This window comes from Methylicorpusculum oleiharenae (assembly GCF_009828925.2).
Classification (GTDB): Bacteria; Pseudomonadota; Gammaproteobacteria; order Methylococcales; family Methylomonadaceae; genus Methylicorpusculum; species Methylicorpusculum oleiharenae.
The window spans coordinates 146,502-159,920 of sequence record NZ_WUTY02000001.1 but is presented as its reverse complement, the minus strand read 5'-3'; the positions used below and the strand labels follow the sequence as shown (position 1 = coordinate 159,920).

Sequence of the window (13,419 nt, the reverse complement as noted above, 5' to 3'; positions counted from 1 at the left end):
GCTAATGGACAATCAGTTAGTTAGTTTGGCAAAAGATTTAGGCGTCCTTTTCAAAAGCAAAGGGGAGGTCATTGTTACTGCAGAGTCTTGTACCGGCGGTGGCATTGCTCAAACGTTGACCGAAATTCCCGGAAGCTCTGCCTGGTTTGATCGAGGTTTTGTAACCTACAGCAATGCATCGAAAATTCAAATGTTAGCTGTTAAGCCTGAATCCTTGGTAACATTTGGCGCAGTAAGTTCTGAAACAGCAACAGAGATGGCTTTGGGCGCATTGAAAAATAGCTCGGCAACACAAGGGGTTGCTGTAACAGGTATTGCAGGACCAGACGGCGGGACCGAGGAAAAGCCGGTTGGAACTGTTTATATTGCTTGGGCCTCTATTCGCAATGAGATTTTCTGTCAAAAGTTCTTATTTTCCGGCGGTCGAAGTGAAGTAAGGCGGCAAACTATTATAGAAGCGCTTAAGATTTTGATGTCAAACACGCGGTTATGATCCTGGGCAGCCAGCTTGGAACAAGATCTCTTGATGGCTTGTATGGACAGGGTTTATGAAATAAAAATGGGTAAGGACGATCTCCAGTTGCCTTGTCGGCCGCTGAATAAAACTTTTTATTCAGCTCAGCTTTATTATTATTTTCTAGGCTATCACCTTGTTTTTGGCAAGATCAGTTATCAATTTCAGTGTTGGTCAAATATTTCTAACTATTCGGGTACGTTCATATGAAAAATAAATGGGTTATGTTTGCTATCAGTTCAACTTTGCTGGCAGGTTGTGTTACAGATCCTTACACAGGAGAGTCACGAATCAGTACAACGGCCAAAGGGGCCGGTATAGGCGCTGCAGTCGGCGCTGGAGCGGGAACATTATTTGGAGGAAATGATCTTAAAAATGCCGGATTGGGAGCCTTGGCGGGTGGTTTGCTGGGCGCAGGGGTTGGCGCTTATATGGATCATCAGGAGCAGGAAATGCGGGAATCATTGCAGGGAACAGGGATTGAAGTGCAGAGAACGGCAGAAAATACGCTTAATCTGACCATGCCTGACAATATTACTTTTGGTTTTGATTCTGCTCAACTGACGCCACAAGCTTTTACGGCGCTGGATTCTGTTGCTAATGTGTTAAATCAGTACCCTGAATCCAGGATCAGCGTTACCGGGCATACTGACGATAAAGGTAGTGAAAGTTACAATTTAAAGTTATCTGATCAGAGAGCTACCAGTGTTTCCAATTACCTGACTCAGCGAGGCGTCGCTTACAATCGGATTACCCAGCAAGGTATGGGTAAATCCATGCCTAAAGTCCCAAATACCAGTGAAGGAAACCGGTCTATCAACAGACGTGTTGAATTGGCCATAGTGGCAAATCAAACGCCTGCGCCTCAGCAGCAACCTCAAGGTGCATATCCACAGCAACAACAAGGCTACCCTCAGCAGCAGGGCTATCCCCAACAGCAAGGTTACCCTCAGCAACAAGGTTATCCGCAACAGCAAAGCTATCCTGCTCAAGGCGGCTATCCTCAGCAGCAATACCCACAACAACAATATCCGCAACAGCAGTATCCACAGCAGCCGGTCTACCCTCAGCAACAATATGTCTATCCAAGGTAAGTCTGTATTCGATGTTGTTTTGCTAGTAGTGCGGGGTTCGTAGTATCAACAAGCTTTGGGTGCTGATAATTCAGCACCTAATTTGAGGTTCATTGATCTTGGTTTTTGCCAAATTTTGTTAGCTTATTGGCATTGAGCCTGCGGTATAGAATTTTTACCTTTATTAACCCGTGATGCAACGTCATGCGCTGTTTATTAATTAAATTGATTCAGGTGATTTTACCGACACTTTTGTTATTTGGATGCGCCAGCCAGCCAAATAAACCCGAGGTGCCGCGTTTGACCTATTCCGAACCTGTTTTAAAGAAACTGTTCTATGATCAGTTTCAGGAATGGGCGTCCGTTCGTTACAGAAATGGCGGCTTATCGAAAGCAGGTGTTGATTGTTCAGGCTTTGTTTATTTGACCTATCAGCAAAAGCTGGGCATTCGTTTACCCCGCTCTTCCGGTCATCAGTCTCAAACTGGTTATCCGGTTCGCCAGAATGAACTGAAAGCGGGTGATCTGGTATTCTTCAAAACCGAGTCCACGCAAAATCATGTCGGCATTTATCTCGAACAAAGACGATTCATGCATGTATCCTCTACCAAAGGTGTCGCTATTTCGAGTCTCGATAACCGTTATTGGGCGAGTAAATACTGGAAATCAATCAGAGTGCTTGGCTAAAGATAAGAGCCATTTTGAATTGCGACAAACAATACACTGTATATCAGCAATTCTCAATTTAGGCGGATCACCCTAAGAGCTTTCATCGGGGAATAGGGATATTCAAACCATCAAGCAAAAATTCCATCAAATGTTGCCAGTTATCAAAACAGACATAACGGGTGAGCGCCCTTAAATCGTTAAAAAACGTCTTCCGACTGTACAATTCTTCACGCAGCAATCGATAACATTGATCGAACCATTGCAACACCGTATGAACCAGAAAAGCCAGGATGATCAGGCTGGCTAACAAGGCGGCGAGGTTTTTTTCCCATGGCCGAAGTTATGCGCGAAGTGATATCCCTTGGTTTTCAACGTGTTGTTGTTTTCGTTTTTCGATTTTCCAGCGGGTGCGACCGGCGCTGACGATTTCAGCAACATTCTGCGCATCTACTGCATAATCAGTGGCGAACGCGTTACGGTAAACGAGCTGGCCTTGCTCATCCATGATCTCGATTTCGCACCAATTCATTAATAGGGCATCATCGCTGTCGCGTAACGGCACTTGCCGAGCGATGCGGTAGCGTTCGGTCAGCCGTTGTTTGCCTGTCCAGCGGCGTTTTTCGATCACGTCAACCTGCCCGAGCCGCTGAAAATCCTCAACCCACTCGTAAAGGGTTTTATGGGATTCCGGCTTGCAGACCAGGATGAAATGTTGGCCCTGTTGCTTGAGGCGTTCGCAAAAAGGCTGTTTGCAATATAAATCGTCCCCTAAAAACGTCACGTTCCTTGGCAGATTGCCACCTTCGCGCTCCAACCAGCGCCGAGCGGCAGCCAGTCCATAATCTTGCTTATCGTTCCCATCTTGCGGTGCGATAAATTCCGGCGCCAGGGGAATGACATCCGTCTGATGCGGCGAAACGATTACCGGGGTTACCGCGCTGTGAGCATAGTGGATAGCACCGTTCTTCAGCGTCTTCGTCGAGCAGCATGCGCAATTGTAAAAACCAGCCCAAATCCGCAGTTATTTGCCGAATAGTAAAATCCCCCCGTTATCCCCCAGCTTTAAATAGCATGCTGAAATAATCGTGATGGCTGTTTTTTCACGAACACCATTCATCAATAATCAAGCAAAACAACACGGTCAGCGGTATAAAGAGCGGTGTCGTTGAGAGAAGGTATGACGCCACAAAGATTTGACGGTCAACGCTGACGCCATACCCCCAAAACCGTGCCGAAGCACGATCCTCAGTGTGACATATCTGAGGAATAAATTCAGCCCTCATCGGCCTTTGTGTCGATGTGCCGCACCGCCCGCCTTTATTATTGTCACCGTTGTCATACACAGGTCATCATCTGCTCACGTTGTGATCGTGGTCAGCGTTATTGCACCGGCGGATGCGCCGCGTCCGCCCGTTTAGAGTCCCGCAGGCGCGCCGGGAAAAAATATCAGTCCACACGCTCAGGACGCTTCCATAATGCCAGCCGTCAACAACGGTTTCGAGAACGACAGAAACAAAAAGTAACGCATCAGGGTTCCCTACAGGTGACCGCTCATGATGTACTGAAACGTAAGCGCACCGGGCTCGAAAAAACCGAAACCATCGAACTCATGGACGGTCATTTGCGTTGTCACCATTGCGGTGCCGTTTGTGCGCCTTTGTTACGCCGGGATTTTGTCCATGCCGGCCGGATTTTACCTGTATTCCGGAACCGCTACGCGGGTGAGGGGTGATGATGACCCTAAATAAAGACATTGAAGCGAAAATACTGCGTTATCATTTTGTGGAGCAGTGGCGAGTCGGCACGATTGCCACACAGTTGGGCATCCATCATTCTGTTGTTGACCGCGTGTTATCGCAAGCAGGCCTCCCGAAGGTTGAACGCTCACCGCGGCCATCGATCATCGATGCGTATTTGCCGTTTATCATGGCGACATTGGCGCAGTTTCCGACCCTGACGGCCGCAAGATTGTATGAGATGGCGAAACAACGGGGTTATCCCGGTGGCCCCAGCCAGTTTCGCCAGCGCATCAGTCAACTGCGCCCGCGCAAACAGCCGGAAGCCTATTTGCGCTTAAAAACCTTATCCGGTGAACAAGCCCAAGTCGATTGGGGACACTTTGGTTCGATTCACATAGGCAAAGCCAAACGACCGTTAATGGCGTTTGTGATGGTGTTAAGTTGGTCGCGGCAAATCTATTTGCAGTTTTACCTCAATCAACAAATGGAAAACTTTTTACGCGGTCATGTGGCGGCGTTCGAGGCCTGGAATGGCTTACCCAAGGTGCTGCTCTATGACAATCTCAAGTCGGCCGTGCTGGAACGCCAAGGCGACGCCATCCGTTTTCATCCCACGTTGCTGGCCTTATCCGCGCATTATCGCTTTGAGCCACGCCCGGTCGCCGTCGCGCGCGGCAATGAAAAAGGCCGTGTGGAGCGGGCGATTCGTTATATCCGGGATAATTTTTTTGCCGCGCGGCATTTTCAAACACTCGAAGAACTGAATCAACAGGCCGATCAATGGTGTCAAGGCGTTAGCGGCGAGCGGCGCTGCCCGGAAAATACCGAGTTGACGGTGAAGGAGGCTTTTCATCAAGAGCAACCGAGTTTACTCAGTCTGCCGGACAACCCGTTTGATACCCGTGAAAGGAAACCGGTCACGGCCCGAAAAACGCCTTATATCCGCTTTGACTGGAATGATTACTCGATTCCGCATCAGCACGTCCAAAAACCGCTGACGGTGATCGCCGATCTTAAGCAACTATGCATCCTAGATGGCGAACACGTGATTGCCGAACATCGACGCAGTTTTGATAAAGGCAGGCAAATCGAAGATGAAAGCCATATCAATGCCTTATGGCTGCAAAAAACCAACGCCAAGCAGCACCGCGGGCAAGACCGCTTAAGCGCCGCTTCCGCGCATATTCCCCTTTTCCTGCAGCAAGCCATCCAACGGGGTCATGTGTTAACCACCACCCTTCGCTTACTGAATCAGCTATTGGATGACTATGGCCGGGACGAATTGCACAGCGCGCTCGACGAAGCGCTCAAACAGCAATCGCCCTACCCGCAAGCGGTGCAACAAATCCTGGAACGCCGGCGTGATGAAAAACGGCAACCGCCGCCCCTGGCTGTCGCGGTACCCGATAAAGTCAAGCCGTACCACATCAAAGCGGTCAACCTGGCTGACTATGACCAACTCAATCCCAGTCATGAGGACGGCCCGGTCAATGACAGCGAAACAGAGCAGGACAAGGAGAAGGAGAAGGAGAAGGAGAAAAAGAATGAGCAAAAGAAAGAACCAGAGCCGGAGAACGCTATAACAGCGATAACCAAGGAGGAAAACCATGATTGATGCCGAACAACTCAAGCAACAAGCGATTGAGCTCAAGTTTCATGGGGTGCAGGCGCATTGGCATGAACTGACGCAAGCACAGTATCCCTGGCTGGAAACCGTATTAAATTGGGAACGGCAAGAGCGAAAACAGCGTTCACTGGAGCGCCGTTTAAGTCACGCCAAACTAGGACGCTTTAAACCTTTAACCGAATTTGATTGGCAGTGGCCGGACAAAATAGATCAAAAAGCGATGCATGCGTTAATGCAATTGGATTTTTTAACCGGGGCCAATAATCTCATCCTACTGGGCGGTAACGGCGTGGGCAAATCAACCCTGGCGCAAAACCTCGGCTATCAAGCGGTGATGCGCGGCCATACGGTCTTGTTCACAACGGCCGCCAACATGCTCAATGACCTGGCCGCCCTGGACAGTGACAACGCCCTGCGGCGAAGAATCAAGCACTACGCCAAACCGGCTTTGTTAATCATCGATGAAGTCGGCTATCTCTCCTACAGCAACCGCCACGCGGATCTGCTGTTTGAAATCGTCAATCAACGCTATGAACAACGTTCAACGCTGGTCACCACCAATCGCCCGTTCGCCGAATGGAACGACGTCTTCCCCAATGCCGCTTGTGTCGTCTCTCTGGTTGACCGACAGGTTCATCATAGTGAAATCATCGCGATCGAGGGAAAATCTTACCGCATGAAAGAGGCCAAAGAACAAGCGGCGGAACGACGCAGCAGACAACAAGGGGGCGCCAAATGAAAATACTGAAAATAACCACCCATTGGACACCGGAAGAGGCCGATTGCGTCTATCAGTTCCTCGATGATTTGAAAGAAGCCATTTGGCAACGTTATGGTGAGGAAATCCTGGACATGTACAAAACAATACAGGATGAACAACAGGCGGAACATGAGGAGTGCGATTTCAATGATGAGATCCCATTTTAGCGGGGCGTTTGATAATGCTTTGAAGATGTGCCGTCCGCCGTATTTTTTTGATTTTATCCTGCGGCAAATAGTTGCGGGTTTATGTCGGCGTTAACAGCAATGAATCTTCTGCGAACCGAAGTATTCCACACCATCCAACGCCACTAATACGCTGTCGCCCAGCACATGAAATTCTTTGAGTTTGCCTTGCCCTTCCAACGCTTGCAACAGCCAGCGGTACAAAGGCCAGAGGGCGTCGGGCGACACCGCATCCAGCAGATTCCGAATCTGATTGTCACTCGGAATTTGATAGACCCCAAACAAACTCTGTGCGTTATTCTTGCCGCGCTCTTTTTGCATCGTCCTCTGATACTCCAGAAACGAGGGCGATTGCATGAAAAACACCGAAAACGCACTCAGCGCTGCATCGACCATGGTGTATTTCTGGTAAACGCCACTTCCACTACGACCGTCGGGCACTGGTTCGAAAACTTGCCTGATTCGCTCGACCCAGCGGGATTGCGTGAATTGTTCTTTTGGGTTAAATGGGTAAGCCATCGTCCGTTTACGGATATGAAAAAATCAACACAGTTTACCAGCATTGGCTAAATTGAGAATTGCTGGCTTTCCGAGGTTGGTAGACCGATCAAACCGCTCATAATCAGCGTCCGGTGACGTCCACGTTAAACGACAGCTTTGTATTTTAAAGCCGACGACCTACGCAGAAATACTTGAATGTCGCAAAATGGCCTACTGCCGCCGTTGGCCGGCGATATATTTCAGTTGCAAATAAATCGGTTTGCGGCGGGTGATTGCAGGTTCAGTTGTAAATATTCTCGGTTTGAATGCCCGTCAGTTGCAGCCAATTCCGGTCGAAAAATGCGCTGATTGCTGGTTTGCGAATTTGCTTTCAAAAACGGAAAAGAACCACAGCTACTATTTCAAAATTACAGTGCCTGCGCTTAATTTAATCCCTACTACAACATCAGATAAGTTAGCGGACAGTCGCTTTAAGCGCACTACCGTACATTATATTACAGACGTCCGGAACTTTTGGCAGTGTTAGTCAAAAGTATCCTAGAGTGAATGCTGCGCCAAGCCAGGCTGCAAGAATAACCAGAACCAGTCCTGGGATGATTACACTGACAAACCGCCAGTTGCCGCTCAGGATAGCGAGTACGATCTTCGTGATGGTGTTTGTCGTCAGGCTCGCAAGGATAGGCAATGCGGCTTCGTTGGCGCTGAGTTTCCCGGCTGCCACAAGGGAAGCCACCGCGACAGCCGCGGAATGGGTATCGGCAAAGCCAGCAATCGCAGCGGCTGCGATGACACCTTCTTTGCCTAACCACTGTTGAAGAGCGGCGGCGAGCAGCATGACGGCTGAAACAGTCGCAGCGAAGAGCAAGGCTGTCTTGAGACTGAATGGTTGCCCCAGGCTAACAGCATCCGGCGCTTTTTGACGCAGGGCTTTTATGGTAAAAATCACGCCATAGGCTGCTGCAGTAGTGCCGGCACAGGCCAGCGGCAGCCATAGCACAAAAAGTGTTGCCTGATTGGTTGCCTCTAAAACCACGGTCATTTGAATAACGGTGGCTACGGTCGATAAGACCGCACCCGCTACGGCGCCCCACAAAAGGTTTGGGTCCTGAACGGCTCGTGCTCCCATTGAACTGATGGTGGCGGCGCTTGATACAAAGCCCGAAGTGAGACCTGTGATGGGAAGACCGATACGCGGCCCCATTATCCGCAGTGAGATGTACCCAGTTGAGCTGATGGCCATGATAAGGATAACAATTTTCCAGATCGTCCGAGGATTTAAGGAGTTGAAAGGACCCAAGTACTGGTCTGGGGCGAGGGGTAACAACACCAGCGCTGCAGCAGCGAGAATCAGCGCGTCGTTGAGTTCGGTCTCACTCAAGATTGTGCTGACAAAACGGTGAAGGAAGCTTCGTGCGGTCAGCAAGATAGTCAGGATTACGGCCAGCCCTGAAGCCAAGGCGGGCTCGTGCATTGCTAAGCCGCCAAGGAGAAGGGTTAGTAACAGTGCCACCTCGGTTGTCAAACCTGGATCTTGCTCGTGACTGAGCCGAAAAGTCATCGCGGTGAGCCCTGCAACAGCTAATGCTATCACCGCAAGCAGCGCCGAACCGCCTAGCGTTAAACTCACAGCACCCAGAAGAGAAGTCGTGGAGAACGTTCGAATGCCCATTGCTGAGCGAGTGGGACCGATCCCTTTACGCCGTTCGCGTTCGGCGCCAATGAGCAGACCAATGCCTACCGCAATGCCATAAGCAAGAATGGGTTGAGCTGTGAGGGTGATCGAGTTCACGTATTCTCCGCTGTGACTCTCTATTTAGAGACCAATTGTCTTCGAGTGGCTGGAAACATGAAAGTTAAATCAAGCTGAACGCACGGTTGATAAACAGCTCATGTGTAGGTGGATCCGGTTTTGTACAAAATTAGACCGCACTTTAGTGGGATTTTGCTGCTTATACTGCCTTGTTGATTGGCAGCGAATTAAACCATACGGTATCCTGGACATTTCAGTCAAGAGAAGAATGTAGACCATTGCACAGTGTAAATCACCCCTCCTTTGTATCGTTAACACCCAAAATAACTGTGCCCGCCGATAAGTGCAACTTTTCACTTTATGAATAGTTGCAACATAACCGTGTAAAATCGGCGTTCAGGAGATTCGTATTAACAAGAAGTAAAAATGATTGACGAAAATACCAAACACCTTGCTGAACCCGAGGCAAATGATAGCGAAGTTTCCGAAGAGGGAAGCCTGGACGACATGTTGCAGGAATTACGGATTTTGCTGCAAGGCGCTCAGGTGCTTACCGCTTTCTTGATTGTGCTGCCTTTCAACCAGGGATTTGACAAAATTCATGACTTCGAGAAATGGGTTTATGCCGCAACCTTTCTCTGCTCTATTACCAGCATGATCTTTTTTAGTGCCCCAGCTGCCCATCATCGCCTGGCCCGCCCCTTGGGAAACCGGGTGTTGTTCAAAACTTTTGCCACCCGGATGATTCTAGTGGGCCTGGTGGCTCTTTCCTTCGCCCTGATCCTGGTTACACAACTGGTTCTTTCGCAGGTAATCGGCTCGATCGTGAGCCTATTCGTAACAGCATTCGTAAGCTTGCTTATTCTTATAATCTGGTGGTTGCTTCCTCTAACCTATAAAAAACGATTGTAGGCGAGCCAGCAATTATCCGGCCCAGGCTAACCTTGGGTAGTTACCAAATAACGGTTGAAAGTGCCATCCCACGTTTGGTTAAAAATGAACCGAGTCAAAACTATATTTTCGTCAGATAATTGCAGTTGCCGACGGCAGCAGTTCGGGTAGTAACCACCCGCCCAACCCACACACAAACGGTTCGAAAAAATCCATGTCCTTAACGCTGAGTTAATGTTCGTTGTCGCACCGTCTCTTTTCCCTTTTGTGTGTATATCTTAATTTCAAATAGATATCACTTAACACCTATCTCCTTAGCGGCTGTCACTAAAGACTACAACTTAGCGGTTTGCTTTTGGCCTGAATTACCAGTCCAAAGTCAAATACAATTAAAAATTTCGAGTGGCCGCTTAATGGGCTTTGTACTCACAACACCTCATTTTTATGCTCTGAATGGAATCAAAAAAATGAGAAGTTCTAAAAGATAAAATCACTTAATGTGATAAGGCAAAATCCCAGTGGCACTTAATGTGAGAAAAACTGAACTTTTAAAACCAATTAATCTGAGATGAAAAGCCGGATAGGTGCAAGAAAAACCGATTATGAAATCAAGAAACTAAACCTGAGCAATCATTGGAATTATAACGTCGACATGCCTTATAGATCAGGTTGGCTAGCGCACATAATTTAAGGGGGATTTTCATGCAGTCATTTCAATGGGGGGAAATGTATCTAACCGGATTGGCAGATGTTGACGATCAACATCATAAATTGGTGGATATGATGAACGAGTTTGGCGAGCTATTAACAGAAAATGAGTTAAAGTTGGCCGATATCGAGGATTTGTTGAGTCGACTGGCTGATTACGCTCAATATCACTTTCAGGACGAGGAGAAACTGATGCTTGAGTCGGGAATAGACGACAGGCATCTCCAATTTCAAAAGAATGAGCACAATAGTTTCATGCAGCAAGTTTTTGCTATGAAAGCAGAGCTTTGTCCTACATCTGGTGCAGGCAGTGAGCAGTTATTAGGTTTTCTGATTAATTGGCTGGCCTACCATATTTTAGGAGTGGATCAGGATATGGCTAGGCAATTGGCCGCGATAAAGGCGGGAAAATCTGCACAAGACGCTTATTTGGCTGATGAAAAAAACCGTTCGCAAACCACTGAACCCCTATTGGCTGCCTTAACTGGTTTATTCCACCAGTTATCCGCACGTAATTTGGTATTGCAAGAGATGAACAAAACTCTGGAATCAAAAGTTCAGGAGAGAACACAAGCATTGAGTGATGCCAATGTTCAACTAGAAAAAATAGCCATGACGGATGTGTTGACCGAATTACCCAATCGTCGCTACGCCATGAATGTATTACGCCAACTTTGGAGTGCCACCGATGCAAAAGCTTCGCTGTTGGCTTGCATGATGATTGATGCCGATGGTTTCAAACAGATCAATGACAACTATGGTCATGATTCTGGCGATGCTCTATTGCAAGTCTTGGCTCGAGAATTGAAATATAGCGTCCGGACCGATGAAATTGTTTGTCGTTTGGGTGGAGATGAATTTCTCATCATTTGCAGGGATACGCCCCTGGAAGGAGCAATCAATTTAGCGGAATTGATACGTAAGAACATCGCCAACTTGCAGGTAACAGTCGGTGAAGGTATTTGGTTAGGTAGCATTAGTGTGGGCGTTGCTGTACGTAAAGATGTGATGGAAACACCAGATGCTCTATTGAAGGCAGCAGATGAGGGCGTATATCTGGCAAAACGTGATGGCAAGAATTGTGTCAGGAGCAGTCAGGTTACGAGTAAAAAATAGTATGTGAATGTTGCGGTAAATGTCAGCGTAGTTGTCGCATGCTGATTGGCCAATTCTTGAATGCGGTCGTAATCGGCATTCAGCCCTAAACGCAGTACACCCAGCACCAGGATCTTCCAATGCACCATACCGGGACGTCCTGTTGTTACGCTCGCCTTACCTGGCGCGCCCACTCGCTCGGGCAGCACATCCTTGAGAATGGCGAAGATGCGTTCGCGCAAGGCCGGTTCGGTGTAAATGCATTGCAGGCCGCGCAAGAGTTGAGGGATATCGTCACGCGACTTGGGCTCGATGACAATAGCGACAATATTCATTTCGCCAAGTTTCAGTTGCGGCTGGATGACAGTGCGCATGTATTTTCACGTGAGGAAGATTGTGTGGATTTATCCACTCACAAGCCAATTTTAGGCGGATGAGTGGTAAGATCGGTGTTAGCACGATAGGTCTTGGTGCTTCTGTTTAATTATAACATATTGTGTTGTATAGCTTAATTGGGTTTTCTTTCAGGCGCTAACTATACTCAACAAACTAAAACATCAATGAACTGGCAAGATCACTCATTAACAATTTATCTTTATGTCTGCAAGGATTATCAAAACTACCTGTGGCTTTAATCAAGAAAAAGAAAAACTGTCCAAAATGAGTAAGTGGTAAAAACAACATGACAAAGTCGAACTAAGTGATGTTTAGAAAATTAAGAGCTTTATTTAGAGGCTCTAAAGTCACTTATTACATGCGTGCTCGCGTTCTTATCGTCCAGCCGGTGGTTCCGCACTATCGATCGAAGCTTTACGAATTGCTCTATCAACATTTACTACAGAATGATATCAAGCTGCAAGTTGCCTATGGGACACCGAATGCCGACCAAGCTGCCAAGCGTGACTTAGTCGATTTGCCTGAGTCAATTGGTCTGAAGGTCAAAAACTACTGGTTTTTTGGTGGTAAGGTGCTCTACCAACCGATATTTTGGCGGATGCTATCCTCAGATCTAGTCATTGTGCTCAACGCTAACGGGCATTTGTTGAATTACCCTCTTAGCATTGTCGCGCTGTTAGGACGTCCCAAACTTGCTTACTGGGTATGGTGGAAGAAGTTACGAACCGGTGAGGGTTCGTTCACGGAGCTGCTGCGTCGTACAATAACGCGAGCAGGGCAATGGTGGTTCGCTTACACGGCAGGGACACGCGACTACCTGTTACTTGATGGCATACCAAGTAAGCAGATTACCGTCCTCAACAACAGCGTGGATGTTTCCGGCTTTCGCTCGGCACTGTTGTCGGTGACAACGGCTGAGTTACAAGACTTTGCAAAAGTAAATCATATTCCTATCGATGCGCCAATTGGCGTGTTCTGCGGCGGGTTGTACGGCGATAAGCGTTTGGAGTTTTTATTTGAGGTGGTGAAATTAATTCATGCCGATCGGCCCGACTTCCACTTGCTGTTGCTGGGTGATGGCGTCATGAGGGATCTAGTGCGACAGGCTGCCGACAGTGATCATCGTATTCATTATCTCGGTCCTTCTTTCGGTAAGGAAAAGGCGTTGTGCTTTCGCCTGTCAAAATTACTCCTCTGTCCGGGACTTGTTGGGCTCGTTATCTTGGATGCCTTCGCCGCAGGATTGCCGTTGATCACTACCGATATTCCGGTTCATAGTCCCGAAATCGATTACCTAAACGATGGCGTAAACGGGCTGTTGATTGTCGACGATGTCCGGGTTTATGCAGACGAAATTATTTCTTTGCTTGGAGCAGAATCCCGTCTGCAAGAGTTAAGTAATGGTGCATTAATCAGTTCACAGCAATATACTATTGAAAATATGGCGGAACGCTTCGCCGAAGGCATTATGTCATGCCTTAAACACCCTTAAACTCAGCACGAGTGCGTAC

The 13,419-nt window shown here is 48.0% G+C and carries 14 protein-coding genes and 1 pseudogene; 10 read left to right on the top strand and 5 right to left on the bottom strand.

The window, feature by feature from the left end; genetic code table 11:
* The first annotated feature begins 4 nt into the window (after positions 1–4).
* From GO003_RS00820 to GO003_RS00810, 3 genes are all read left to right on the top strand, one after another.
* Positions 5–493, top strand: coding sequence for a CinA family protein (locus GO003_RS00820; RefSeq protein ID WP_159656038.1), 489 nt, complete (start codon positions 5–7; stop codon positions 491–493).
* A 227-nt stretch (positions 494–720) separates the two neighbouring features.
* Positions 721–1,608, top strand: coding sequence for an OmpA family protein (locus tag GO003_RS00815; RefSeq protein ID WP_159656039.1), 888 nt, complete (start codon positions 721–723; stop codon positions 1,606–1,608).
* A 183-nt stretch (positions 1,609–1,791) separates the two neighbouring features.
* A complete protein-coding gene (locus GO003_RS00810) occupies positions 1,792–2,274 on the top strand; it encodes an NlpC/P60 family protein (protein ID WP_159656040.1) in 483 nt (160 codons plus the stop codon).
* A gap of 82 nt (positions 2,275–2,356) precedes the next feature.
* Here the strand turns inward: GO003_RS00810 and GO003_RS00805 are convergent, their stop codons facing one another.
* Positions 2,357–2,566: a hypothetical protein gene (locus GO003_RS00805; RefSeq protein WP_159656041.1), complete on the bottom strand. Its 210-nt coding sequence runs from the start codon at positions 2,564–2,566 to the stop codon at positions 2,357–2,359.
* A gap of 30 nt (positions 2,567–2,596) precedes the next feature.
* Positions 2,597–3,037 carry a hypothetical protein gene (locus GO003_RS00800; protein ID WP_159656042.1) on the bottom strand — a complete coding sequence of 147 codons (441 nt, stop codon included), beginning with the start codon at positions 3,035–3,037 and terminating at the stop codon, positions 2,597–2,599.
* Positions 3,038–3,553: 516 nt separating this feature from the next.
* Between GO003_RS00800 and GO003_RS00795 the strand changes: the two genes are divergently transcribed.
* From GO003_RS00795 to GO003_RS00780, 4 genes are read left to right on the top strand one after another with little or no spacing between them, the layout of a single operon-like run.
* Positions 3,554–3,988, top strand: a complete 435-nt coding sequence (locus GO003_RS00795; protein WP_159658566.1) for a hypothetical protein — start codon at positions 3,554–3,556, stop codon at positions 3,986–3,988.
* Positions 3,988–5,610 carry an IS21 family transposase gene (gene istA / locus GO003_RS00790; protein WP_231088754.1) on the top strand — a complete coding sequence of 541 codons (1,623 nt, stop codon included), beginning with the start codon at positions 3,988–3,990 and terminating at the stop codon, positions 5,608–5,610. The genes GO003_RS00795 and istA overlap by 1 nt, the downstream gene beginning before the upstream one ends.
* Positions 5,603–6,361, top strand: a complete 759-nt coding sequence (gene istB, locus GO003_RS00785; protein ID WP_231088753.1) for an IS21-like element helper ATPase IstB — start codon at positions 5,603–5,605, stop codon at positions 6,359–6,361. Before istA ends, istB begins: the two co-directional genes overlap by 8 nt.
* Positions 6,358–6,549: a hypothetical protein gene (locus GO003_RS00780; RefSeq protein WP_159657960.1), complete on the top strand. Its 192-nt coding sequence runs from the start codon at positions 6,358–6,360 to the stop codon at positions 6,547–6,549. Before istB ends, GO003_RS00780 begins: the two co-directional genes overlap by 4 nt.
* A gap of 90 nt (positions 6,550–6,639) precedes the next feature.
* On the opposite strand, the gene GO003_RS00775 is transcribed toward GO003_RS00780, so the two are convergent.
* Both GO003_RS00775 and GO003_RS26340 read right to left on the bottom strand, forming a co-directional pair.
* The gene (locus tag GO003_RS00775) at positions 6,640–7,086 is read right to left on the bottom strand and encodes a hypothetical protein (protein ID WP_407942052.1); all 447 of its coding nucleotides are present in this window, start codon (positions 7,084–7,086) and stop codon (positions 6,640–6,642) included.
* A gap of 508 nt (positions 7,087–7,594) precedes the next feature.
* Positions 7,595–8,857, bottom strand: a complete 1,263-nt coding sequence (locus GO003_RS26340; protein ID WP_159658580.1) for an MgtC/SapB family protein — start codon at positions 8,855–8,857, stop codon at positions 7,595–7,597.
* 387 nt (positions 8,858–9,244) lie between these two features.
* On the opposite strand from GO003_RS26340, the gene GO003_RS00765 reads away from it, so the two are divergent.
* Together GO003_RS00765 and GO003_RS00760 are read left to right on the top strand one after the other, a co-directional pair.
* A complete protein-coding gene (locus GO003_RS00765; RefSeq protein WP_159658581.1) occupies positions 9,245–9,730 on the top strand; it encodes a DUF6328 family protein in 486 nt (161 codons plus the stop codon).
* Positions 9,731–10,411: 681 nt separating this feature from the next.
* Positions 10,412–11,533: a GGDEF domain-containing protein gene (locus tag GO003_RS00760; protein ID WP_159658582.1), complete on the top strand. Its 1,122-nt coding sequence runs from the start codon at positions 10,412–10,414 to the stop codon at positions 11,531–11,533.
* A 32-nt stretch (positions 11,534–11,565) separates the two neighbouring features.
* Here GO003_RS00760 and GO003_RS00755 read toward each other — a convergent pair.
* A pseudogene (locus tag GO003_RS00755) lies at positions 11,566–11,886 on the bottom strand (ISNCY family transposase); the annotation flags it as partial.
* 329 nt (positions 11,887–12,215) lie between these two features.
* Here GO003_RS00755 and GO003_RS00750 point away from each other — a divergent pair.
* Positions 12,216–13,400, top strand: a complete 1,185-nt coding sequence (locus GO003_RS00750) for a glycosyltransferase family 4 protein (protein ID WP_159658583.1) — start codon at positions 12,216–12,218, stop codon at positions 13,398–13,400.
* Positions 13,401–13,419 lie beyond the last annotated feature (19 nt).

Excerpts from the sequence above, each read along its gene's own strand:
- GO003_RS00820 (WP_159656038.1), top strand. The coding sequence starts at position 5 with ATGGACAATCAGTTAGTTAGTTTGGCAAAAGATTTAGGCGTCCTTTTC.
- GO003_RS00815 (WP_159656039.1), top strand. The coding sequence starts at position 721 with ATGAAAAATAAATGGGTTATGTTTGCTATCAGTTCAACTTTGCTGGCA.
- GO003_RS00810 (WP_159656040.1), top strand. The coding sequence starts at position 1,792 with ATGCGCTGTTTATTAATTAAATTGATTCAGGTGATTTTACCGACACTT.
- GO003_RS00795 (WP_159658566.1), top strand. The coding sequence starts at position 3,554 with ATGTGCCGCACCGCCCGCCTTTATTATTGTCACCGTTGTCATACACAG.
- istA (WP_231088754.1), top strand. The coding sequence starts at position 3,988 with ATGATGACCCTAAATAAAGACATTGAAGCGAAAATACTGCGTTATCAT.
- istB (WP_231088753.1), top strand. The coding sequence starts at position 5,603 with ATGATTGATGCCGAACAACTCAAGCAACAAGCGATTGAGCTCAAGTTT.
- GO003_RS00780 (WP_159657960.1), top strand. The coding sequence starts at position 6,358 with ATGAAAATACTGAAAATAACCACCCATTGGACACCGGAAGAGGCCGAT.
- GO003_RS00775 (WP_407942052.1), bottom strand. The coding sequence starts at position 7,086 with ATGGCTTACCCATTTAACCCAAAAGAACAATTCACGCAATCCCGCTGG.
- GO003_RS00765 (WP_159658581.1), top strand. The coding sequence starts at position 9,245 with ATGATTGACGAAAATACCAAACACCTTGCTGAACCCGAGGCAAATGAT.
- GO003_RS00760 (WP_159658582.1), top strand. The coding sequence starts at position 10,412 with ATGCAGTCATTTCAATGGGGGGAAATGTATCTAACCGGATTGGCAGAT.
- GO003_RS00750 (WP_159658583.1), top strand. The coding sequence starts at position 12,216 with ATGTTTAGAAAATTAAGAGCTTTATTTAGAGGCTCTAAAGTCACTTAT.